At 51.6% G+C, this 23494-nt stretch carries 22 protein-coding genes and 1 tRNA gene; 18 read left to right on the forward strand and 5 right to left on the reverse strand.

The window, feature by feature from the left end; all coding sequences use genetic code 11:
- Positions 1-59: 59 nt before the first annotated feature.
- Positions 60-1679 carry a citramalate synthase gene (gene cimA, locus FCN15_RS13665; protein WP_138495549.1) on the reverse strand — a complete coding sequence of 540 codons (1620 nt, stop codon included), beginning with the start codon at positions 1677-1679 and terminating at the stop codon, positions 60-62.
- A 156-nt stretch (positions 1680-1835) separates the two neighbouring features.
- On the opposite strand from cimA, the gene FCN15_RS13670 reads away from it, so the two are divergent.
- From FCN15_RS13670 to FCN15_RS13680, 3 genes are all read left to right on the forward strand, one after another.
- On the forward strand, positions 1836-3122 hold the full coding sequence (locus tag FCN15_RS13670) for a DNA polymerase IV (RefSeq protein ID WP_138495550.1): 1287 nt from the start codon (positions 1836-1838) through the stop codon (positions 3120-3122).
- A 122-nt stretch (positions 3123-3244) separates the two neighbouring features.
- Positions 3245-3487, forward strand: coding sequence for a ferredoxin (locus tag FCN15_RS13675; RefSeq protein ID WP_138495551.1), 243 nt, complete (start codon positions 3245-3247; stop codon positions 3485-3487).
- Positions 3488-3687: 200 nt separating this feature from the next.
- Positions 3688-5172, forward strand: a complete 1485-nt coding sequence (locus FCN15_RS13680) for a L,D-transpeptidase (RefSeq protein ID WP_238996685.1) — start codon at positions 3688-3690, stop codon at positions 5170-5172.
- On the opposite strand, the gene FCN15_RS19340 is transcribed toward FCN15_RS13680, so the two are convergent.
- Complete coding sequence (locus FCN15_RS19340; RefSeq protein WP_203232143.1) at positions 5173-5310, reverse strand: hypothetical protein; 138 nt, start codon at positions 5308-5310, stop codon at positions 5173-5175. It abuts the gene before it with no gap.
- Between the two features lie 222 nt (positions 5311-5532).
- Between FCN15_RS19340 and FCN15_RS13685 the strand changes: the two genes are divergently transcribed.
- The 6 genes from FCN15_RS13685 (at position 5533) to FCN15_RS13710 (ending at position 11339) form a co-directional block, all read left to right on the forward strand.
- On the forward strand, positions 5533-6627 hold the full coding sequence (locus FCN15_RS13685; protein ID WP_138495552.1) for a quinone-dependent dihydroorotate dehydrogenase: 1095 nt from the start codon (positions 5533-5535) through the stop codon (positions 6625-6627).
- A gap of 27 nt (positions 6628-6654) precedes the next feature.
- Entirely contained in the window at positions 6655-7476 is an 822-nt protein-coding gene (gene yjbM, locus FCN15_RS13690; protein ID WP_138495553.1) for a GTP diphosphokinase, read from the forward strand.
- Positions 7430-7939 carry a DUF309 domain-containing protein gene (locus FCN15_RS13695; RefSeq protein WP_338044379.1) on the forward strand — a complete coding sequence of 170 codons (510 nt, stop codon included), beginning with the start codon at positions 7430-7432 and terminating at the stop codon, positions 7937-7939. Before yjbM ends, FCN15_RS13695 begins: the two co-directional genes overlap by 47 nt.
- A 183-nt stretch (positions 7940-8122) precedes the next feature.
- Positions 8123-9721, forward strand: coding sequence for an RsmB/NOP family class I SAM-dependent RNA methyltransferase (locus tag FCN15_RS13700; RefSeq protein WP_138495555.1), 1599 nt, complete (start codon positions 8123-8125; stop codon positions 9719-9721).
- A gap of 2 nt (positions 9722-9723) precedes the next feature.
- Positions 9724-10485 carry a pseudouridine synthase gene (locus FCN15_RS13705; protein WP_138495556.1) on the forward strand — a complete coding sequence of 254 codons (762 nt, stop codon included), beginning with the start codon at positions 9724-9726 and terminating at the stop codon, positions 10483-10485.
- Between the two features lie 29 nt (positions 10486-10514).
- Positions 10515-11339: a Cof-type HAD-IIB family hydrolase gene (locus tag FCN15_RS13710; RefSeq protein WP_138495557.1), complete on the forward strand. Its 825-nt coding sequence runs from the start codon at positions 10515-10517 to the stop codon at positions 11337-11339.
- Positions 11340-11436: 97 nt separating this feature from the next.
- Here FCN15_RS13710 and FCN15_RS13715 read toward each other — a convergent pair whose 3' ends face one another.
- Complete coding sequence (locus tag FCN15_RS13715; RefSeq protein WP_138495558.1) at positions 11437-12873, reverse strand: RsmF rRNA methyltransferase first C-terminal domain-containing protein; 1437 nt, start codon at positions 12871-12873, stop codon at positions 11437-11439.
- Positions 12874-13102: 229 nt separating this feature from the next.
- Here FCN15_RS13715 and FCN15_RS13720 point away from each other — a divergent pair, with 229 nt between their 5' ends.
- Positions 13103-14227, forward strand: coding sequence for a glycosyltransferase family 4 protein (locus tag FCN15_RS13720; protein WP_138495559.1), 1125 nt, complete (start codon positions 13103-13105; stop codon positions 14225-14227).
- Positions 14228-14332: 105 nt separating this feature from the next.
- On the opposite strand, the gene FCN15_RS13725 is transcribed toward FCN15_RS13720, so the two are convergent.
- Entirely contained in the window at positions 14333-15376 is a 1044-nt protein-coding gene (locus FCN15_RS13725; protein ID WP_138495560.1) for a YkvI family membrane protein, read from the reverse strand.
- A 181-nt stretch (positions 15377-15557) separates the two neighbouring features.
- On the opposite strand from FCN15_RS13725, the gene FCN15_RS13730 reads away from it, so the two are divergent.
- The 5 genes from FCN15_RS13730 (at position 15558) to FCN15_RS13750 (ending at position 17598) form a co-directional block, all read left to right on the forward strand.
- Positions 15558-16130 carry a xanthine phosphoribosyltransferase gene (locus FCN15_RS13730; protein ID WP_138495561.1) on the forward strand — a complete coding sequence of 191 codons (573 nt, stop codon included), beginning with the start codon at positions 15558-15560 and terminating at the stop codon, positions 16128-16130.
- 109 nt (positions 16131-16239) lie between these two features.
- Positions 16240-16575 (forward strand): hypothetical protein, encoded by a 336-nt coding sequence (locus FCN15_RS13735; protein ID WP_138495562.1) that lies wholly within the window; start codon positions 16240-16242, stop codon positions 16573-16575.
- Between the two features lie 142 nt (positions 16576-16717).
- Positions 16718-16945 carry a hypothetical protein gene (locus FCN15_RS13740; RefSeq protein WP_138495563.1) on the forward strand — a complete coding sequence of 76 codons (228 nt, stop codon included), beginning with the start codon at positions 16718-16720 and terminating at the stop codon, positions 16943-16945.
- Between the two features lie 105 nt (positions 16946-17050).
- Positions 17051-17380, forward strand: coding sequence for a carboxymuconolactone decarboxylase family protein (locus FCN15_RS13745; protein WP_138495564.1), 330 nt, complete (start codon positions 17051-17053; stop codon positions 17378-17380).
- Positions 17381-17513: 133 nt separating this feature from the next.
- Positions 17514-17598 (forward strand) — tRNA-Leu (locus tag FCN15_RS13750).
- Between the two features lie 104 nt (positions 17599-17702).
- Here the strand turns inward: FCN15_RS13750 and FCN15_RS13755 are convergent.
- A complete protein-coding gene (locus tag FCN15_RS13755) occupies positions 17703-18581 on the reverse strand; it encodes a LysR family transcriptional regulator (RefSeq protein ID WP_138495565.1) in 879 nt (292 codons plus the stop codon).
- 102 nt (positions 18582-18683) lie between these two features.
- Between FCN15_RS13755 and zwf the strand changes: the two genes are divergently transcribed.
- From zwf to FCN15_RS13770, 3 genes are all read left to right on the forward strand, one after another.
- Positions 18684-20204 (forward strand): glucose-6-phosphate dehydrogenase, encoded by a 1521-nt coding sequence (gene zwf, locus FCN15_RS13760; protein WP_138495566.1) that lies wholly within the window; start codon positions 18684-18686, stop codon positions 20202-20204.
- A gap of 130 nt (positions 20205-20334) precedes the next feature.
- A complete protein-coding gene (locus FCN15_RS13765; RefSeq protein ID WP_138495567.1) occupies positions 20335-21855 on the forward strand; it encodes a copper amine oxidase N-terminal domain-containing protein in 1521 nt (506 codons plus the stop codon).
- A 193-nt stretch (positions 21856-22048) separates the two neighbouring features.
- Positions 22049-23440, forward strand: coding sequence for an MATE family efflux transporter (locus FCN15_RS13770; RefSeq protein WP_138495568.1), 1392 nt, complete (start codon positions 22049-22051; stop codon positions 23438-23440).
- Positions 23441-23494 lie beyond the last annotated feature (54 nt).

Consider the following 23494-nt stretch of genomic DNA (forward strand, 5'->3'; position numbering starts at 1 on the left):
CGGAGCCCCTGTACGGGATTTCCGGGTCCTTGTGGTGCCGCTCTTGCCGTCATCAAGGGCTAATGGTTAAACAGACCGTGGGTCTGCTCTTTGGTCTCCTGCTCAGTCTCTTTGTAGGTTTCCCCAAGCAAGGCGTACCGGATACTGTCGACCAGCGCCTCCCAGCTTGCTTCAATAACGTTTTCGGAGACGCCGACCGTGTTCCAGCTGCTGGCCAGATCGCGGGATTCGATCAGAACGCGGACCTTGGCTGCGGTAGCGTCTTTCTCGTCCAGCACACGAACTTTATAGTCGGACAGGTGCATCTCTTTGAGTTTAGGAAAATAAGTGACAAGCGCTTTACGCAGGGCATTGTCGAGCGCATTGACCGGACCGTTGCCTTCCGCTGCCGTATAAACGCTGGTGCCGGCAACATTCACCTTAACAAAGGCCTCGGAGACGACCGGTTTCCCGGCGGTTTTTTCTACAAGCATCTTGAAGGATTCAAACTCGAATTTCTCTTCGATTTCTCCGTTTGCTCCCCTCAGCAGCATTTCCAAAGAAGCGTCGGCGCCCTCAAAGGAATAACCCTGGTGCTCCAAGTCTTTAATGTGCTGAATAACTTCTTTCGTTTGTTCATTAGCAGGATCGAAAGCGATGCCCATTTCCTGGGCTTTGGACACGACGTTGCTTTGTCCGGCCAGCTCGGATACCAGTACCCGCTGCTTGTTGCCGACCAGCTCCGGCTGGATGTGCTCATACGTTCTGGAGTCGCGCAGAATGGCAGAAACGTGAATTCCGCCTTTATGGGCGAAAGCGGAAGTGCCGACATAGGATTGGTTGTTAGGCATATGCACGTTCGCGATTTCGCTGACATATCTGGCCGTGTTGGTCAATTGGGCGATTTGTTCGGCCGACAAAACTTCATAACCCATCTTGAGCTGCAGATTTGGAATGACAGAGCAGAGATTGGCGTTGCCGCAGCGTTCCCCGTACCCGTTAATGGTGCCCTGAATCTGGGTTGCTCCGGCTTGGACAGCGCTGAGGGCGTTGGCAACGGCCAGTTCACAATCGTTATGCGTATGGATTCCGAGCTGGGCACCTCCGAGCTTGCCGTGAATGTCGGATACAATGGAATGGATTTCTCCGGGCATGCTGCCGCCGTTCGTATCGCACATGACCAGCCAGTCGGCACCGGCAGCAGCGGCTTTCTTCAGGACAGCTGCTGCATATTCGCTGTTATGCTTGTATCCGTCAAAGAAATGCTCGGCATCAAAAATCACTTCAAGCCCCCGCTGCTTCAAATAAGCGATGGAATCGGCGATCATGGCCAGATTTTCTTCAAGCGTAGTCTGCAGTGCGGTGTGAACGTGGAAATCCCACGATTTGCCGACAAGGGTGGCGGCTTTGACGCCGGATTCTACAATCCGGTTCAGGTTGGCATCCAGATGGGCTTCGCTGTTCTTGCGGCGCGTGCTGCCGAAAGCGGTTATTGTTGCGCTTAATCCAAGCTCTTGAACTCTGCGGAAGAATTCAATGTCTTTATTGTTGCTGCCGGGAATTCCGCCTTCTATATAATGAACGCCCAATTGGTCCAGTTTTCTGGCGATTTTTAATTTATCGTCGGCCGAAAGGCTGATTCCCTCCCCTTGAGTGCCGTCGCGCAAGGTGGTATCAAAGATAGATAGAGCCTTAGACATGAAGAGTCCCCCTTTTGGAATGATAAACATAACGCTGTTCATTGCTCATTTGATATAATGGTATATAAAAAAAGTAATCCCGAATAGACTTTATTGCTTTACTGTATCATGGTTTGTCAAATTTGTATAATCGGTTTTGCTTGAGGAGGGGAAGGCGTGAGCAGTGTAGATGAATATTATCCGGCTAACGGCAGGGTAATTCTTCATGTGGATATGAACGCCTTTTATTGTTCGGTGCACGAGGCCGAAGAGCCCGGCAAATATAAAGGAAGGGCAACGGCAGTTGCCGGAAGCGCGGAGCAGCGCAAAGGGATCATTGTAACCAGTTCATATGCAGCAAGGAAGCTTGGGGTGAAGACCGGCATGCTCGTGAAACAGGCGCTTAAGCTGTGTCCGGATCTTATTGTCTTACAGCCTGATTTTCAATTGTACCGGAAATACTCCAAGGGCTTTCAAAGCATCGCTTACTCGTATACTCCCCTGCTGGAGACAGCATCCATAGACGAGTGTTACATGGATATAACGGGTTCAAGACAATTCGGAACTCCGCTTCAAATTGCGGAAGAGCTTCAGCGGCGGATAGGTGACGAGCTCGGGCTTCCCTGCTCGGTTGGCATTGCGCCGAATAAACTGCTTGCCAAGATGGCGTCTGATATGAAGAAACCCAGCGGCATCACGGTCCTGCGGATTCGGGACGTTCCAAATCTATTGTGGGATAAACCCTGCTCCCAGCTGTTTGGGATCGGAGGGAGAACGGCGGATAAGCTGAAGAAGCTGCACATCTATACCATTGGCCAGCTGGCCGCTGCGGATGAAAGAAGGCTGCAGGAACGCTTCGGCGTCATGGGCGCCTGGATGAAGCAGGCAGCGAACGGGATCGACCTGAGCCCTGTCCGGGAAGAAAGGGACAAGAATAAATCGGTAGGCCATACAACAACTCTTCCATATGACATCTCGGAGATGAAGGATGTAGAACGCGTCATGCTGAATTTGGCGGACCAAGTGTCCAGAAGGATGCGCAGGCAGGGATTAATGGCGCAGACGGTGCAGATCACAATCCGTACGCCGGATATGAAGACGATCACCAGATCCCAAACTCTTGCCAGTGTAACGGAAACGGCGGATGAGGTATATCATGAGGCATGCAAGTTGTTCCGCAGGCACTGGAAGGAAGGCAAGCCCGTACGTCTGCTGGGAATCACGCTTCAAAATCTGGTTCCGAGGGAAGAATCGGCCATGCAGCTGGATCTATTCAGCTACGAGCAGCAGCCGAGGAAAGAGCAGCTGACCAAAGTAATGGATGAGCTGAGGGATAAGTTTGGGGAAAGCGCCGTGCTGACGGCCGGGATGCTGGGAGACGATCCTTCAACCCTGATCCGGAATCATAAAATACGGGGAACATCTTTACAGACCGATTTCCTGAAGAACGAGGGTTTTGAATAGAATCAGGCAGGCTGGGACAAAGAGGTAATTGAATATAAATAGTTATTTCATTATAATGTACTTGAGTGGAGAGTCCGACCGCACTAGAACTTGTATTGTTTTTTAACAGGAGGCAGACGAATATGGCAAAATATAGTTGGGTTGATAAAGACACCTGCATCGCATGCGGAGCTTGCGGCGCTACAGCACCAGACATTTTTGATTATGATGATGAAGGCTTGGCGGAAGTAATCTACCAAAGCGACGCAAACCGCGGCGTTACTGCCATTGAGGACGATTTGCATGATGATCTTCAAGATGCTTGCGACGGCTGCCCTACAGATTCCATCAAAATTGCGGATGAACCTTTCAACAAAGAAGGTTAATCGCTGTTCGCAGAGCAGTTGATGAATGGTAAACACCCCTTGCCGAAGGCAAGGGGTGTTTTTTATAGAAGCATAGACCGTTTTTTTATAGAATCAAGGCCGTTTTTATAGAACCACGGGCAGTTATCTGTTATAGCAACTGGTGCTTTTGTTGTATATCGAATAGGTATCATACTGCCGATAATAGGAGAAGAAGGAAATTGGCGGAAGCCGGTATCCAAAATCTAAGAAGAGAACCTACGGAGGACGCGATGAGCAATTCGGCCTATTTGAAAGAATACGTCCGGATGCATCCGGATAACCGCATGGCCTGGTATCTGCTGGGGAAAGAGTATGAGCAGAGCGGCCAGGAAGGCAAAGCGAATTATTGTTACATACAAGCAGGAAATGTTTATGAAGCTTTTGAATCCAGCAAGACACCGGACGAGGTGTGGAAAGAATATGCAGCGGAGCTGCTGGCTGCTTCAAAGCGCAAAGCTGCAAGCCGGACCCGGTGGCGCAGGGCGCTTGCAGCCTTGATGCTTCTGCTGCTCGTATTATCGGCCCCGCTGTGGACGGAGGCTCCTGGAGTTGGACAAGCGGCGGACGGAGGCGGGCAGGAAGATTCTGTAATAGCCTCGGCTGCCGCTCCATCCGGCAAAGGGAATCAAGGGACGGCCAAGCAGAAGAAGGGGCCGTTATTTACAGCTGCGGCGGCAGGAAGCGCGGAGCAGCGGGCAGAGGCGCTGGCCGGCCTGCTCCAAACAGGCAGCAAGCAAACAGGCAGTCAGCTGGAGACTCAGACGGTCATGCTTGGTATGGAAAGCTTGGATGGCTGGCTGCTGTGGAAGCGGGATCTGCCGCTTGAATACAGCGTCCTGCAGGACGCCGGTTCCGGTAAAACCTCCATTCAGGCGCTGAATCCGGCTTCCTGCGGCTGTGAACCGCCTGAGGATTCCTCCTCTGTTCTCAAAAGCCAGGCTGCAGAGTGGACAGGCGAACAGGAGCTGCTGGCGGTTTTGTCCTCTGCGATTGAGCAGTTCAAGGAGGCTGAGGGCCGTTATCCGGGTAAGCTTGGCGAACTAAACCAGCCTTATCCGAACAACTGGATTGCCGGAGATGCTCCGGAGGCAGGGCCGGCCTTTCAAACCGCGCTGGCTCAGGCCAAGAGTCAGACCGGACAGTCCGCCGCTTCGAAGGCGGAGACCGGGGCATCTGTAACTGCCGGAGAGCAGACTGCGGCTCCGGGAGAGCCTTTTTTTCAGCAGCCGCTTGAAATCAAGATCGACAAGAGCAGGCATTTGCTTGCCCTGGTGAGCGGGAAAGTGGTGCTTCGCACGTATCAGGTAGGACTGGGCGGGGACAGGACGCCGGAAGGAACCTTCCGGATCACGGAGAAGGTCATGCATCCAAACGGTCATGATGACGGGGAGTTCGGCAGCCGGGGAATGGCATTGTCTGGCGGTAACTACGCGATTCACGGTACGAACGAGCCGGACAGCATCGGGAAGGATGAGTCCAAAGGCTGCATTCGGATGGCGAAGGCTGATGTGGAGGAATTATTCGATATGGTTCCGAAAGGCACTTCTGTCACAATTGGAAAGGGGATTCTGCCGGATTTGAAGCCTGGAACGGCCAAAAGGTTTGAATTTCCGGACCGTCAGGACCAGCGTAATCCCCGTAAAACCTATCATTGGCTTGATTAATCAGGAGTTTACCAGAATAAGAATCACCGCAAAGAAGACGACGATGGCCCCCAGAATGGAGCCGAGCCAGATCAGCGCCTTTTTATTGACCTCTTCCTTTTTCTGATGAAGGGTTGGCGGTTTTCTCTTTGTGGACATATGAAGCACTTCCTTCCATAAATGTAGCTTCTGATGCAGCATCCGCTGCCTGGGTTTTACACTTCCATTGTAACGGCTTTCAGACTTTTTTTCCATGAGAGGTTAAGAGGATAGGAAGGGAATTCACTGCCAATAACTTTCCTTTTGCAGCCGAAAACGCTAAACTGAGAATAGGATACTCATGCGCCTGCGGCGTACTGTTATAGAACGGAGTGAAGTGCAGTGCTTTATCGGAATATAGGAAAACCGGTTTTTTTCAGGCTGGATCCGGAAAAGGCCCATCATCTCGTAATCGGAGGATTACATAAGGTTTCTGCCATGCCGGGAGGAGTACCTTTGCTTAAGTCCCTGTTCGGCATTAAAGAAGCGCCGGAGCTGTCAGTTGACCTGTTCGGCCTTCATTTCCCATCTCCGGTCGGTCTGGCTGCCGGGCTTGATAAGAATGCGGAAGCCGTTGAAGGTTTCTCTTCGATCGGATTCGGATTTATGGAAGTGGGAACGGTTACTCCGAAGGGGCAGCCGGGAAATGAGCAGCCGCGTTTGTTCAGGCTTCCTCCAGATGAGGCGCTGATCAACCGGATGGGCTTCAATAATTATGGGGCCGAGGCGATGGCGGACAAGCTTGCTGCCCTGCAGAGCCGTCCGATTCCCATTGCCGTAAATATCGGGAAAAATAAAACAACACCAAATGAAGAAGCGTATAATGATTATAGAAAGTGCATTCAGGCTCTGTATCCTCAGGCGGATTTCTTTGTCGTGAATATCAGCTCACCCAACACGCCGGATTTGAGGAACCTGCAGCATGGAAGCGAGCTTGCCGAACTGCTGAAGCAGGTAGTGGGGGAGATGGAATCGCAGAACAGCCGCCATGGGGCGGCCAAAGCGGTGCTCGTCAAAATTGCGCCGGATGTGACGGACGAAGAGCTGGAGTTTATGGTAGATACGATTTCAGCCAGCGGTGTATCCGGCATTATCGCAACGAATACAACGGTTTCCCGGGAAGGGCTGCAGCATCCGCATGCGAGGGAGACCGGAGGCTTAAGCGGCAAACCGCTGCAGGAGCGGTCAACTGAAATCGTAGGACGGATCTACCGCCAGACTGGCGGCAGACTTCCGATCATCGGCTCCGGCGGGATCTTCTCAAGTGAGGATGCGTACCGGAAGATCCGGGCAGGGGCAAGTCTGGTTGAGATCTATACGGCTCTTATCTATGAAGGGCCTGAAATTAATCGGAGACTTCACCGCGGGTTACGGGATCTTCTGCTGCGGGACGGATTCAAGCATATTTCCGAAGCGGTGGGTGCCGACCACCGATAACAGGCGGTACTGACAGGAGGAACAGACATGGACGGTAGAGATTGGGGCACCTTTCTCCTCCCCTATGAACAAACTGTGGAGGAACTGAAGGTTAAATTTAAGACGATGCGGTCGGAGCTGAAGAAACGTGAAGAGTATGCTCCGATTGAATTTGTGACTGGACGGGTCAAGAAAATTTCAAGCATTCTGGATAAAGCGAAACGGCTGAATGTGGCCATGGAAAATCTCGAAACCGGAATCGAAGATATAGCCGGGATCCGGATTATGTGCCAATTCGTGGAGGATATCCGGCGGGTTGCCCAATATATCCGCAATCGCAAGGACTTAAAGGTGCTCTATGAGAAGGATTATATTACGAATTATAAAGATAGCGGATACCGCAGCTTTCATATGATTGTAGAATATCCGGTTCAAACGGCCTTCGGCCAAAAGCTGGTGCTCGCAGAAATTCAAATCCGGACGCTGGCGATGAACTTCTGGGCAACCATCGAGCATTCCTTGAATTATAAATACCGTGACAGCCTGCCGTCAGAGATGCGTCTGCGGCTTAAGAAAGCCGCTGAGGCTGCCTTCGTCCTGGACAATGAAATGTCCAGCATCCGCGAAGAGATTCTGATAGCGCAGCGGACTTTTGAGGATGACGCCAATCTCGTGTCTGACACTTTGAAAATAATTCACCAGCTGTACTTCTACCATAAAGTCGGCGAGGCTATTGAAGCACAGGGGAAATTCAACCAAATATGGGAAAATCGTGATCTGGACGCCATGAAGGAGCTGCTGGATCATGTGAAAGCCATAATTAGTGCAGCCAAGAAAGACATCGATCCGGAGCCCGATCATGCCGTATGACGAGCTGTATCTGGCGTTCCTGGTCTATTTTAACCGGGACCGGGATTACTTTGAATGCCACGAAGTCATGGAAGAGCTCTGGCTCTCCAAAGACAGCGACCCCTTATATAAAGGACTTCTTCAGGTTGCCGTAGGGCTCTTTCATGTGCGTGACGACAATCTTGCAGGCAGCCTTAAGATGCTGCGTTCGGCGGCGTCCAAACTTGCCGTTTACCCGCCGGACAGCTTGGGAATCAACCTGGGTAAGCTCCGGGACGAGGTTGAGCAGTACATCGCTAAATTATCACATGATGAAGAGCGTCCTTTTGATTATTATGATTTGACCATTGATATTGTAGAGCCGGGCCTTGCTCAAGCAGTGGCGGAGGCCTCTCTGCAGGTGAAGAAGAATATTCCGCTGCAGCTAAGACGCCAGCGAGGCCCGAAGCATGAGCTTCGGGGACTTCTCAAAGACAACCGTTAAGAAGGCTCTGACCTCCATCGGTTTGGGCGTTGATCGACTTCAAGATTTATGTCCCCGCAGGGTTCGGACGGGCATTAAACAAGCCTGGATCCGCCTTGCGGGGATATTTTGTCGAGAAAGAGTTCTTGGAGCGGCACGCCGAATTATTGATATTCGAATTATTGATATTGAAAGGGTGTCCGTATGAGTGTTACGCTGCCTCCATTATTTTTGGAGCGGATGCAGTCTCTGCTGGGTGATGAATACCCGGATTTTGCTGCTTCCTATGATCATCCCCGGTATGCGGGTATCCGGATTAATACGCTGAAAATAAGCCCGGATGCGTTTAAGTCTGTCTCTCCCTTCCCGCTTCAGCCCGTTCCCTGGTGCAGTACTGGTTACTACACGGAGGAAGGGCAGAAGCCAGGCAAACATCCCTATTACCATGCGGGTTTATACTACATCCAGGAACCGAGTGCGATGGCGCCGGCCGAGGCGCTGAATGTGCAGCCGGGTGACCGGGTGCTTGATCTGTGTGCCGCACCTGGCGGCAAATCTACCCAGCTGGCGGCTAAATTGCAGGGAAGCGGCGTTCTCGTTACGAACGACATCAGCGATCAGCGGACGAAGGCACTCGCGAAAAATATCGAGCTCTACGGCATTAAGAATGCCGTTGTGCTGAACGAAACCCCGGAGCGCATTCGGGAGGCTTTTCCCGGTTACTTCAATAAAATCCTGATTGACGCTCCCTGCTCGGGAGAAGGGATGTTCCGCAAGGATGAAGCGATGGCCCGCCAGTGGGAGACGCATTCCGTCGAGGTGTGCTCAGCGATGCAGCGGGACATTTTAATGGCTGCTGCGGGCATGCTTGCTCCCGGAGGCACCATTGTATATTCGACCTGCACCTTTGCGCCGGAGGAGAATGAAGCGCAGATCGCGGAATTTCTGACCCGCTGTCCGGAGTTTGAGGTGGTATCGCTTCCTCCGGAATGGGGGATTGCCAAAGGCCATCCACATTGGCTGACTGCCGAGTTTATTGAGCCTGAGAGCATGGCTTTTACCTCGGAAGCGGCTGCCCGAACAGCGGACACCGGCCGGCTGTGGCCGCATCTTATCGAAGGTGAAGGCCATTTCGTGGCGGTGCTCCGCCATACTGGCCAAGCGGGCTCGGATAGGCACCACGCGTCACCTGAACGGGTGCTAAACGCTTCTGCTGCTGAGGATAAGGCAGATTCCGCTGCCGGCAGGACAGTTGAAGACAAGGCCGCCAGGCTGCATAAAGGGAAAGGCAAGACCCAGGGCCCGGAGAAGCGCGACAAGCGTTCTTCCGGCAAGCGCGCCGGCACGGATTCCGGAGAGCTGCTGACTGTCTGGGAGCAGTTCGCGGAGCAGCATTTAACGGAAGATGCGGTTCCATCCGCAGCATTCCCGGTCTTTTTCGGGACAAATCTGTATTTATCCCCGGTGGAGCCGGAACGCTTAAATGGGCTGAAAACCGTCAGACCCGGCTGGTATGCGGGAACTGTCAAGAACGGGCGCTTTGTGCCGGGACAGCCGCTTGCATCTGCACTCAAGCCGGAGCAGTGTCTGCGCAGTGTGAACTTAGCTTTGGACGATCATGAAGCCGTCAAGTATCTGAAGGGGGAGACGCTTCAGCTTTCTGCTGAACGTTTATCCTGCGTGAATGCTGCACCGCCAAAAGGCTACGTGTTGGTCTGTGTCAACGGTTATTCACTCGGCTGGGGCAAGTGGCAGGACGGCATGCTAAAGAATGAATACCCGCCGGGCTGGAGGTGGACATAACGATGGAAACAGGCAAACAGACACTGAGACTCGACAAAATTCTGAGCCATATGGGCATCGCTACACGCTCTGAACTCAAAAAAATGGTCAAGCAGGGACGCATAACCGTAGACGGCACGAAAGTGAAAGACAGCGGCCTGCAGGTGAATCCTGCGCGCTGTGTGATTGAAGTAGACGGGGAAGAAGTTGTATACCGGGAATTCATTTACATCATGCTTCACAAGCCTGCCGGCGTCGTGTCGGCGACCGAGGACAACCGGGATCGAACGGTGATTGATCTGCTCCCGGGCAAATTTAAGGTCTTTGCTCCCTTTCCGGTAGGGCGGCTGGATAAAGACACGGAAGGACTTCTGCTGCTGACGAATGACGGTGCGCTTTCCCACGAGCTGCTGTCTCCGCGCAAGCATGTGCCCAAAACCTATGAAGCGAAAGTGCTGGGCGCAATCGGCGGCAGCCACGCGGAGCAGTTTCGTGCAGGCGTAGAGCTTGACGATGGCTATGTGACCAAACCGGCTGAGCTTGAGATTCTGAAGCAGTACGAAGAGAACGGTCAAATATACAGCGAGATTTCGCTGACGATTGTAGAGGGCAAATTTCACCAGGTGAAGAGAATGTTCGAGGCGGCCGGCTCTAAAGTTCTCTATTTAAAAAGAGTCCGCATGGGAACGCTCGAGCTCGACCCCCTGCTTCCAAAGGGCGCTTACCGGGAACTGACGGAAGAGGAGCTGAGCCGGCTCCAAACGATTCATCAGAATCTATCCTAGATATAGATCAAAGAGGAGGAGTTGAAGAGATGAAATACCAACTGATTGCGCTGGACGTAGACGGGACGCTGCTGATGGATGATCATACGTTAACGCCGGGAACTGCGGAGATCATCCGGGCCGCAGCGGCGGAAGGGGCTGAAATCGTCTTGTGTACGGGGCGTGCGCCTCAAAGCTCCATTCCTTTAATGAAGGAAATTGGACTGGAAGGCTCCATTATTACCCATAACGGGGCCGCGACAGTCGGCTTCAAAGGGGATGCATATTCGGTCATCCATGAATTTCCGCTGGATGCCAAGGGCCTTCAGCCTTATTTTGACTACTGCCGGGAACACGGTGTGCATTTTGACGTCAACACGACGTTTGAGCTGTATGTGGAAGGCGCGGATCAGCTGGACCAGGAAGTGCTGGATATGTACAAGCAGTATCTGATTGTTCCGAAAAATCTGCCGGACTGGGCCGGATTTAACGAGCCGGTAGTCAAAGTAACGGCAGCAGGCACTAAAGAAGCGATGGATAAAGTGCAGGCAGACTGGAGCCTGTGGGATCAGCAGTTTAATATGCTGCGCAGCGGGGACTATTTTGTGGATCTGATGCACAAGGAGTCCTCGAAGGGCGCGGCCCTGAAGCAGCTGGCGGAGAAACGCGGCATCGCCCGTGAACAGGTCATGGCAATCGGCAATTTCTACAACGATATTTCCATGCTGACCTATGCGGGTCTTGGAATCGCGATGGACAATTCCCCGCTGGAGGTCAAAGCCGCCGCAAATGACGTGACGCTGAGCAACAATGAGGAAGGCGTCAAGGCCGCATTGGAAAAATACTGCCTGAACCCTAAAGGCGCGGTTCTGTAAAAAAAGCGAAAAAGCAAAGGAACACGGGATTGAAGCCCGTTTCCTTTGCTTTTTTGCTGCTTATGCTTGTTAATGCAGCATGCAGGATTGCTGCATTTTATACCGCTGATCCGCCTGTTAGCCGCAGTCCTTTGGGGTAATGGTTCTTGAGCTGTCCGCCGCTGCATTTCCCGAATCCGACGGGATAGCCGTCCAAAGTGACCAGCGTCCAGCCGCGGAGCTCGGCGCTGACTGTGAGCGTCTCGCCTTTCAAATAAGCATAGGCTTCCGGGGAGTCTGCCTTTAAATCGACGGAGACAGCCGCATCTGCGGCTGTTAGCGCAAGGGCCAGCGCATGATCCGGCTCAAACCGGCCTTTGCGGAAGACGCCAAGCCTCAGCCCGGCGCGCGGGATTCTCAGGCCTTCGAGCATTTCCGGGCTCAGAAGCCATTCTCTGCTCTGCGGCAGCAGATAAAGCGCTTCGCCAAAGGCCGTCATTCTCTCAGGTTCTGCCGTGAAGCCGGGCGTATTCTCCTTCATCCAGTCGAGGCAGGTTTGCTTCGCTTGAAGGCCTTCGCTGCCGCCCTTTGCATGTCCCCTCGATTTACCCTTACGGGAGGGTTTGGCTTCCCTTGAACGGATGCCGGCATTCCTGCCGGATTCGTCACGCTCCTGCACGGCCGCAGCTTCGCTGCCTGGCTTGCGGCGGAGCAGCGCCACATAGTGGCCTTCACCGGCCTGCAGGTGGGGCCAGATTCTTTTCTCCTCAACAAGCTCCATAAACGGATATTCCTGCTGCAGCCAGCGCATGTTGTCCTCATTCTCCATACGGTTAAAGGTGCAGGTGGAGTATGCCATTACGCCCCCGGGCTTCAGCATCTTGACAGCCTCGTGCAGAATGTCGCGCTGTCTTGCTGCGCAAAGCTCAACGGCTTCCGGGGACCATTCTTCCACGGCTCTCTCATCCTTGCGGAACATCCCTTCCCCCGAGCACGGGGCGTCCAGCATGATCCGGTCAAACGCATGCGGGAACCGGGCTGACAGGTCGTCCGGGGCAGCATTTGTCACCAGGGCGTTCCGGATGCCGCAGCGTTCGATGTTTTCGGAGAGGATTTTGGCCCGGGCCGGATGAATTTCGTTGGAGACCAGCAGTCCCTGACCCTGCATTCTGGCTGCGATCTGCGTGGATTTGCCGCCGGGGGCTGCTGCCAGATCCAGAATGGTCTCGCCCGGCTGCGGATCAAGCAGGCAGACGGCGGACATTGCCGAAGGCTCTTGAATATAATAGAGACCAGCGGCATGGTACGGATGTTTGCCGGGGCGCTTATCCTCGCTGTAAGAATAGCCTTCCGGACACCAGGGAACGGGTTTGAGCTCGAACTGTTCTTTAAGCGCATTCATAGAGGAGGAAGCGGCCGCAATTTTAAGCGTATTGATCCGTAGTCCGTAGAGCCGCTCGTCCGTATAAGTATCAAGTAATCGCTCCGCTTCTTCCTTGCCAAGCATATCAATCATTTGGCTGCGGTAAGCGGGAGGCAGGGAAACAGATGGCATGAAACAACAATTCCTTTCCTAATCTAAAGCTTTTGAAGATTTAATAATAGCAGATCAAGTTGTCTTTCAGCAGTTTAACATAATGTTGTCTGTTCACAAAAGGGGACATGACGAAGACCCGCCGGCATGGCATAATGAAGAATAGCAAGGCTTTGAGGAGACAGCAGGATCCGGCTATTTAAGAGGATCCGCGAGGTTTAGAATTCTGAATGTGAAAGGGGGACATCCCATGAAGCTGCTGCAAGCCTTATTTTTCCCTCCGGAGCAGCCAGGCGGGGTATCATCCATGATTCCTTATTTGCAGGAGCGGTTCACGCCCCCAAGATGGGAAATGGACCTGTTCTCCATTCCGAAGCGAGTGCGGATGAAGGGCAGCGGTGAAGTTGTTTTTCAGACCTTCGATTGGAGAGAATATGCTTCCAGTCCGATCGTGCAAAAATATGTCCAAACCTATCTGGATTACATATGGTGGACGAAGCTGCGCGTCGATAAGCGCTACGATGTTATCCATGCCCATCATCCGATTGTAGGGATGGCCATGAAAGACGTGTTCCCGGATGTCCCTGTAATCCAAACGGTGCATTCCAGTTATGAACGCGAGCTGATCTTGAACGGGCGGATTCAGGAGAACGGGCCGGAACACCGGTTTCTTGTTTCGCTGTACCGCGAATTGGAGCAGCGGACGGACCGGCTGGTCACCGTTTCCAACTCTTTCCGCGACTATCTGGCTCCTTATGTGGATCGTCCGCAGAATATAACGGTCATTCCTAACGGCTATGATGAGAAGCGCTTTAAACCGGTTGCCCATGAAAATGAAGTGGCCCAGCTGGTCACCGTCTGCCGCCTGGTCCCGGCCAAAGGGCTGGATATCCTGCTCCGCGCTTGTGCAGAGCTGAAGCAGAAAGGGCTTCCATTTGTGCTGCACCTGATTGGCGACGGCCCAAGCCGGAAGGATCTCGAGGAGATGGCACAGTCTATTGGGATTTACGAGGAGACGATCTTTTACGGCTATACGCTGCATCCGGAAGAATTTATGCCGTTCTTTGATATTTTTGTTCTTCCGTCAAGAGCAGAGGCTTTCGGTTCGGTGTTTGCGGAAGCGGCACTGTGCTGTCTGGCTTTGGTAGGAAGCGAGGTTGGCGGTATTCCGGAGCAGATTGAGAATGGCGTAAACGGCATGCTCGTGCCGCCGGAGAACCCGGCTGCCCTGGCTGCCGTTTTGGAACAGCTCATCAGCGATCCGGATTACCGGTATACGCTGGCCCGCTCTGCTTCCGAGAAGGCCAAGTCGAAATATTCGCTTAACCGTGCTGTGCATGAGCTGAAGAAGATGTACCTGGAAATCAAAGCATAGAGCCGGCTGGCTGAAGCAGGCACCTGTCGGGTGCCCGGCTTTGGCTGCCGGCTTTTATTTTTGCGGGGGAGATTATTAAGGATGATCTATTCATGAAGCAGGCTGTCATCTTATAATTTCAGGCTTCCGGTACAGGACAAGCATGACCGCCCAGACAAGGCTGAGAGCGCCGAACAAAGGATAGAGCACAGACAGCAGGGAACTGAACCCGATTTGGCTGGTCAAATAACAGATCGATAAAATGATGAGCGACAGCCAGCGTTCCGGAATGTTCCAGAACGTGCGGATCTGCAGCGTCACCCCGTAAATATCCGCCACAAACGTGCTGAAGATTTCCATGAAGATCAGCAGCACATAGATGAGCTGGACGGCTGTACCGAGCTGAAAGGCGATATTCCCCATCGGAATTTCGAACTGGACAATCCCCGGCATATGCGCAGATAGGGCAAAGTGACCGGCCATCAGCATAAACCCGATACCGAGCCCGCCTGCTACGCCGCCCCACACAAGGACTTTGCGGTTTTCGATTTTACTTCCGACCGGTACGAGGACCGCTTGAGCCATGGCCAGATTAAAAGCGCTGTAGATAAAAGGGGAAGCCCAGGTTTGCAGCAGGCTGCTGTCCGTATTCAGACTTAAGAAACGCTCAGAGCCCGGAGTGCCGATTGTAGCGCTGATAATGATGACCGACAGGGTAATCATCAGCGGCACCACAATGGAATTAAGCTGCAGAATCGCATCCATGCCTTTGTTAAGCAGCAGGAAAGTCCCGATCAGGGTGATCCATAATCCCAGCTGGTAGGAGAGGCCAAGGTGCTCCATGAATACAGAGCCGGCTCCGGCCAGCATGACACTGTTTACGCCGATCAGAACGATCAGTGTGAACAGACTGATCCACCAGCCTGTCCTGCGGCCGAACAGCTTCCGGTTCAGATCCTCGTACGAGACGGCCCCTATGTCATGGGCGAGCAGCATCATCTTGGTTCCAAGCCAGACAAACAACAGTGTCGACAACCCAATCGTCAGCGCCCCCCACTTCCCATACTGGGTGAAGAACTGCAAAATTTCCCGTCCGGTAGCAAAGCCGGCACCGACAATAGTTCCGATATAAGTAAAAGCAACCTGCAATACTTTAGCGGCGTTCCTCATGGTCAATCCTCCTCAATCCGAGCTGGCCGTCAGGGCACAGGAAGGCATGTTAGTACAAGTTATGTTCGAGCCGCTTCGGACATGACTGCTGCCGGCAAAGATGAAAAATATGGGTTGATGGCGCCTGTGCATTATGGTATTTTACAGAAAAGCATCGGCATAGATGTAGGAGGATTAGAATATGGAACTGATTAAACAGAAAATTGTCGAACAAGGAGTTGTCGTTTCGGATCAGGTGCTCCTGCTGGACGCAATCCTGAATGAACAGGTTGACCCGGCGCTCACCATGGAAATGGGCAAAGCGTTTGCCGCATTATTTAAGGAAGAGGGAGTTACCCGGGTAGTGACTGTGGAATCCTCCGGAATTGCCGTTGCCTTTGCTGCAGCTTATGAACTGGGTGTCCCGCTGGTATTCGCCCGGCGCAAGAAGACGCTGCTGGCTGATCCGGACAGCTATGTGGAACGGGTGCCTTCTTTTACAAAAGGGATCGTGACCGATCTGGTGTTATCCCGGAAGTTCCTTAAACCGGAAGATCATGTCCTCTTTATTGATGATATTATTGCAAACGGCGATGCTGCTAAAGGGCTGATTAAGATTATCGAGCGCTCCGGTGCGAGCCTGGCCGGAATCGGGCTTGTGGTGGAGAAGTGCTTCCAGCAGGGAGCAAGGGCTCTTCGTGAGCAGGGAATCCGCGTAGAATCTTTGGCCAAAATCGCCTCACTGGAAGGCGGGTCTATACAATTCGCCGAATAAAGAATCTGACCGGACCGGGATGGGCCGCAGACCAATTTTTGCTCTATCCTTTGCAGGTCAAGCTTTTTTCGATATAATAATGAATAGCTAGAGAGGGGAGGCAACAACAATGGGGAAAGAACCAAATGCCGAGTTTTTTGTTGAAAAGTTACTAGCCGCCAAAGTTACGTTCGAAAGAGCGTTGGATTGCAAACATACCGAATTCGATGATCTTTATCCCTATATGCTAGAACATCCTCAATTTTTCTGGTACAAACGTTATGTGAGCTGGTCTGCGCTTCTGACCATTGCCGGCTTGTGCGAAGAGCTGTCTTTCAATTGGAGAGAGCACTTTACGCCTCAGCAGGTAGGATACATCGAACAGCGGGTTATGTCTGCCAAAGTGCTCGACTTCTGGTTTGAGAAGAACGACAGCAAAGAACATGCGCAGGCTGACCAGAAATAATTCCAGCGGACGTCAGAGACGAAGCAGCTGCTTCTTGTCATCCAAGACCTAAATGGCCTTTCCATTTAGGTCTTTTTTTGGCCGATAAACGGACTGCAGCGATGTTGTCTGACACTTGAGAAGGAAGGAGGAAGGCAGAACAATGATCAGCGACGAACAGTTGAATGCATACAGGCTGTCCGGTGAACGGATCCGGGTGGTTAGGGATGCCATGGAAAGCAATGATATTAACGGAGTCGTGGTTGCCTGGGATGCAGCCCATGTTCTGATCCGCAAGCGCAACCGGAAAATTGTCAAGCTTGACCGGAGCTACAGCTACAGCCCTTACGACGAGCCGCGCGATTCTTCTTCGCCGGGACAGAAGGAATAATAACAGCACGAATAATAACAGCACGAATAAAAAATGTACAATCCTGGACATCGTATTAAAGATCGCCTTGCGGTGCAGGCATTCTATACGAAGGGATGAACATTTATGAATATGAACGAGGATAAAGTATCGGCATATAAGAAAGAAATTGAGCATTTTGGACAATTCCTGCCGGACTCTGCTCAGGCCTATCATCAGTTTACCGGACAAGCCTTTCAATCCGGGAACCTTGATGAGAAGACCAAACATTTGATTGCGCTTGGTGTCGGTTTATTTGCCAATAATGAAGTGTGCACCTTCTATCACACCAATGAAGCGAAGTCGAAGGGAGCTTCCGATTTGGAGATTCTGGAAGCGACGGCTGCTGCATCTGCAGCGGCGGCAGGCCATATTTTATCCCAGAGCGCGATGCGGGTTCAGCAGGCGCTGCAGTAAGAGTAAAGCCTTGCGGGGCAGGCCTTCGCTGTCATTCAGACAGGAAGGCTAATTTTTTTTAATCAAAATGCTTGCAAGCCTGCTGTGTATATGGTATATTACTACTTGTCGCTATGAAAGGACATTAAATTATGCGGTTGTGGCGGAATTGGCAGACGCGCACGGTTCAGGTCCGTGTGGGCTAACCCCCCGTGGAGGTTCGAGTCCTCTCAACCGCATCTTTGTATGACAAGAAGGCTTCCGATCCGCCGCCGTAGGGCAGCAGGCCGGAAGCCTTTTTTTTGTGTCTTTTCTTGCTCTTCCGATGCGTTCAGTCTCCTGTTCAGGACATCATCTCGATAAACCGCGCAGCCGCATTGGATAGCGGCAGGCTGTGCTTGATAATGATGCCTACTTGGGATGGCGGAAGCTCTACATCCAATTTGATTTCAAATAAAGACCCCTCACTCAGCTCCTTCGAAATGAACTCCCTGGTGACGTACGAAATGCCGAGTCCTCTGCGCGCAAATTCAATCAGCAGGTCAACACTGCCGACTTCAATCTCGGGTTTCAGGTTATAGCCGTATCGCTCAAACAGCTCCGTAATGGCCATTCTTACCCGGCTGTTCCGTGAAAATAATATGATGGGCTGCTGCAGCAGCTCCTCCAGCGACAATACTTTATTTTTTAATTCCCTGAATTGTTCCCCCGCCACAAAGCAGTCGTTCAGCTGAAAGGTTTCTCTTACTTGCAGCTGCGGATCTACGATCGGCATACGCACGACGCCGAAGTCGATTTTTCCTTCCTTCAGGACGGAGATGGTTTCGGGTGTCGTTCCATGATTCAGATGGAGCCTGATGCCGGGATATTTGCGGTGGAACGATTCCAGATAAGGCAGCAGGTAATGCTTGAACAGGGAATCGCTGCCGCCGATTCGCAGCTCTCCGCTTTCCAAATTTTTGAGGGCCGCCATTTTTTCTTCGGCAATAGAGATCAAAATCTGCGATTGTTCGATATAGGAGTACAGCATGGAGCCTTCCTGCGTCAGCACAACCCCTCTAGCGTTCCGGTGAAACAGGGGAATCCCAAAGCTGTCCTCCAGCTGTTTGATCGCATGGCTGACGCTGGGCTGCGTTAGATACAGCACCTTTGCCGCCTGTGAGAGGCTGCCCGTTTTAGCGGCCCAATAGAACACTTTATACAATTCATAATTATTATTCATAGATATGGTCTATATCTCCTCCGAAATATATTAATTACTTATATAGCAGCTAAAAGTATTATAGTGGAACTACAAAATAGAAACAAAGGAGAGCGGTAGAGAATGGAGCCGGTTACATTTATTTTATTTGGAGCAACAGGCGATTTAGCCAAACGAAAAATCTACCCTGCATTATATAATTTATTTCTTGATCATAAATTGCCTCGTTCTTTCTCACTGGTAGGTCTGGGAAGAAGGGAATTAAATGACGAATCGTTCCGGAGTAATGTCGAGCAGTCTCTGCATGAATTCTCGAGACGCAAGGTACAGGATGCTGGGCTTCAGGCTTTTTTGCAGGCTTTCCGGTACAGTGTTCTAAATATCGGCCATCCGGAGGATTACACGAAGCTGCGGACATTGGTTGAAGAACGCGAGCAGGCCTTGCAGCTGCCGGCTAACCGGTTATTTTACCTGTCGGTTGGGCCTGAATTTTTTGAACCCATTGCTGCCAATATTCATCAGAGCGGCCTCGGTTCTGCTGCAGGTTGGAAGCGGCTTGTCATCGAGAAGCCTTTCGGCCATGATCTGCAGTCGGCAAGAGAACTGAACGAATATTTGAGTCATTTCTTTACGGAGGATGAAATTTACCGCATTGACCATTACCTGGGCAAACCGATGGTACAGGGCCTGGAAGCATTGTGGCAGTCTAATCCGGCGGTTCAGGGACTTCTGAAGAAACAATATATCGCTAACGTACAGATTACGGCAGGGGAGACTGTCGGGGTAGAGGAGCGGGCCGGATATTATGACCATGTGGGCGCATTAAGGGACATGTTTCAGAATCACCTGCTGCAGCTGCTGATGATGACGGCGACCCAGCTTGCTAGCAAGAGCACTCCGGATCAGATCCGGCTGAAGAAGAAGCTGGTGATGGAAGCTCTGGAACCTCTCCGCAAACAGGATGTCGGCATGAATGTGATCCGCGGGCAATATACGGCCGGCAGCCTGCAGGGCCAACAGGTTCCTGGTTACCGCGATGAGCCGGGAGTAGCCTTACACTCCGCTAATGAAACGTATGTAGCTGTTCGGATGCAGATTAATGATTTCTTCTGGCGTGGCGTTCCATTCTACATTCGCACCGGGAAACGCATGAAAGAGAAAGCGACCCGTATTGTCATTCAGTTTAAAGAGCCATTAGCGCAGCCGGCTGATGATTTGGATGCCAAGGCAGAGCCGAATCTGCTGATTATTGAGCTGGGCCCGAAAGAACGTATCTCCATTCAGCTGAACATGATGGATCTGGCGCACAAAGGAGAGATCAAGCCCGTGCAGGTTGAGCTGCAGCCAAGCCAATCCGGACTTCCGGAAGCTTATGAGAATCTGATCCATGATGCCTTAAACGGAGATCCGACCTATTTCGCACACTGGGATGAGGTGGAGCTGTCATGGAAATGGGTGCAGCCGATCCTGGAGGCCTTCCAGGAGAATTTGATTCCGCTCCATTCTTATGCGGCAGGCTCCTATGGTCCGGACGAAGCACATTTCCTGCTGGCCGAAGACGGCTTCAATTGGTGGCTTGATGAACAGCCGGATGAGGATTTGAGCAGCAGCCAGCGGGAATATGCGGAAAGTGTCAGCCGGTAATTCTTCCGGCACCGGAGCTGGATCACTGAACCGTTTGGCCCGTCAAAAATGGTTCATCAGGAATATTTTACAAACCTCTCTAATGGTGAGATAATTCTATTGGTTTTCATCATTAGGAGGGGATTTATAAATGAAGAGAGTGAAGAGTGCATTTAAGTGGCTGATCCCAGCTGCAGCCCTGCTGCTGGTTCTGGCCGGATGTCAGCCCGTAAGCGGGCTTGACGTGAACAAAGTGCTGCTGGGAAGCTCAGATGTCCAATCATCCGAGTCCAGTCTGAACGTTTCAATGAATATGAAACCGTCGGCTGCAGCAACAGAGGAAGACAAGGAGATTATTGATCTTATTAATTCATTCTCACTAAAGCTGGATGATATCAAAGCACAGGACAGTTCGACTCTGTCCGCAAGCGGGGAACTGGACAGCAGCAAGCTGAACATTCCGTTCCAGCTGTCAATCAACAAGGATGCAATGGCGGTTAAAGTTGAAGGCGCCAAGGAGCCATTTTACCTTCCGCTGACTGTGGATGGGAGTCTCGGCAGCTCTGCCGGCAGCGGTCTGGGCCTGGATCCGGATAAGTCGCTTGCGCTGAGCAAAGAAATCCAATCCTTCCTGGTGAACCATCTGCCGAATCCTTCGGTCATTAATGTATCCAAGGTCAATGAAACGGTTCATGGAGAGCAGCTGAGCCTGACCAAGCTTCATGCCGAAATTTCCGGTGATGAGCTGACTGGCTTGCTGAAGACGTTCCTGCAGTCCGTGTCGGATGATCATGACGGGCTGAAGGCTCTGGTAAGCGGTCTTTATGATAATCTTCTGCCGGTGCTCAAAGAGCAGGGGATTACCAGCCTGAAAGATCTTGATTCCTCATTTGGCGATGTTTCCCTGAACGATAAAGACGCCGCCGTTACTGAGGTTTATACAAAGCTTCAGCAAGCTCTTGATCTAGTCGTCCTGAGCTATGATAAAGTTGTGAACCAGGCGCTTGAAGAAGAGCCGGATGCTGCGGCTTTGTTAAGCACAGGAACCAAGCTTTCTACGGACATTTACGTGGACGGCGATTACAAAGCCCGCAAGCAGAATGTTGAGGTCAGCATTTCCCTGCCGGATATGGGCGAGGAGCTTCCTTTGTCCAGCCTGGGCTTCAAAGTGGAGAGCGAACAGTGGAACGTGAATGGCGCGGTACAAGCGGATCTGCTCGATACAGCTAATGCGATCGACATCACGGATGAAACCCTGACTCCGGGAACGATCCTCAGAAACTTTGACCCGCAGTCGGAAATTTACGGCGTATTGAAGAATGACCTTGGCATCACGCAAAAATACATTACAATCGACCCCGAATACGACGATACGATTGTTAAACAAAACACAACCATGATTCCGCTGAGATACTTGGCTGAATATCTGGATGCAACCGTCAAGACTCAAGATGGCAAAATCGTTGTAACAGACGACCTCAGCAGCGGACAGCTGATTTTTACCCCGGGCTCCCCATATGCTGCGATAAATGGCTCAGTTGTTAAACTGCCGCAGCCTGTATTTATTGACAAATACGGTCGTGCCTACGCACCGCTTCGCGTCCTTGCAGAAGGCCTGCAGGCGCATGTGGGCAAGGACAGTGACGGTTCCTACTACGTTACCCGTGATTAGTCCTGCAATAATGCAATAATGTAATAATGCTCTAAGAAGGCGGCACAAACCTTGAACCAAGCAGGTTCAGGTTTGTGCCGTTTTATATTGACCATCCCCGGCTATAGGAGCATAATGATACCTGAAAAGTGGTGAGGTCTGTTCACATGCTGCAGCTCATTGCGGCAAATCCAATAGTAAAAGATGTGATCGAATGTCCCAAGCTCTTGTCAAACTCAGACCGTCCGCTTTATTGACGAAATACTTCTCAGGACAATCGATCAGCTATCCGCAGATGATCGCTCTATTTGTGCCCCTGCTGGTGGATCAGGCCTTTATTGTGGGTCTCAACCTCATCAATACGGCCATGATCAGTTCTTCCGGGGTGGCAGCGGTCAGTGCGGTCAATATGGTCGATTCACTGAATATTTTTCTGATCAGCGTCTTTGTCGCAGTGGCTACAGGCGGTACCGTCGTGGTCGCCCAGTATAAAGGCAGCGGCAATAACTCCATGGTTTCCAAGTCGGCTGCCGGTACGATTTCTTCCGTATCGGTTTTATCTGTTGGTATAGGACTTCTGCTGGCGGTATTCCATATGCCTGCCTTAAATATTTTGTTTGGTTCGGCTGCTCCGGATGTATTCGATAACGCACGGGTTTACCTCATTGGCAGCAGTGTATCTTATTTGGGGATCGGAATTGTTGAAGCGGTTTGCGGAGCGCTGAGGGGGATCGGAAGGAGCCGGGCTTCCCTTTTTTTGTCCCTGATCATGAATTTGTCCTATGTACTTTTGAATATTCTGTTTATTAATGGGATGCACATGGGTGTGATGGGGCTCTCTGTTGCGCTTAACGTCTCCAGGTATTTGGCGGCGATTTGTTCCATTTATTATTTGATTAAAGTGGATACGAACCTGCATCTTAAGATCAAGGATATGATCCATGTCAATTGGACCATGTTTAAGAAGATTATGTTCATCGGTATGCCGTTTGCCGCGGAACAGATGTTTTTTAACGGTGGTAAAATCCTCACCCAAATCTTTATCGTTGGTCTTGGCACCAACGCGATTGCGGTCAATGCCATTTGTGCTACGCTGGCGAACGTTGTTCAGATTCCTGCGAATGCCTTGTCTTTAACGGTAATAACAGTAGTCGGCCAGTGTATTGGCAGCAGGAGCATTGAGGATGCCCGGAAGTTTACGAAATCGTTCCTGTGGCTGTCCTCTTTATCCTTTATCTTCACCGGGGCGATCGTGCTGTCCCTGTTTAATCCATTGGTCGCGATGTTTCATCCGCCCGGAGAAATTATTGACGATATTTTTGCAGTTATGCTGATGAATACGCTGGTCCAGATTCCGCTTTGGTCGTTAAGCTTTATAACGCCATCGGCGCTTCGTGCGGCGGGGGATTCCAAGTTCACCTCGATGGTATCCATGCTGTCGATGTGGCTCTTCAGGGTTGTCCTGGGCTACATTTTGGGAGTTCTTTCCCCTCTAGGAATTTTGGGCGTCTGGCTGGCTATGGATCTGGAGTGGGGCATCCGGGGCTTCATATTCCTGCGGCGCTTTTCGGGCGAGAAGTGGTACCAGCATAAGCTTATCGACTGATATTGGTCATTCTTCAGCAATTTACCTGTACTAAATCTTTCCCCAAACATAAAC

Source organism: Paenibacillus pinistramenti (assembly GCF_005869875.1).
GTDB classification, from domain to species: Bacteria; Bacillota; Bacilli; order Paenibacillales; family Paenibacillaceae; genus Fontibacillus; species Fontibacillus pinistramenti.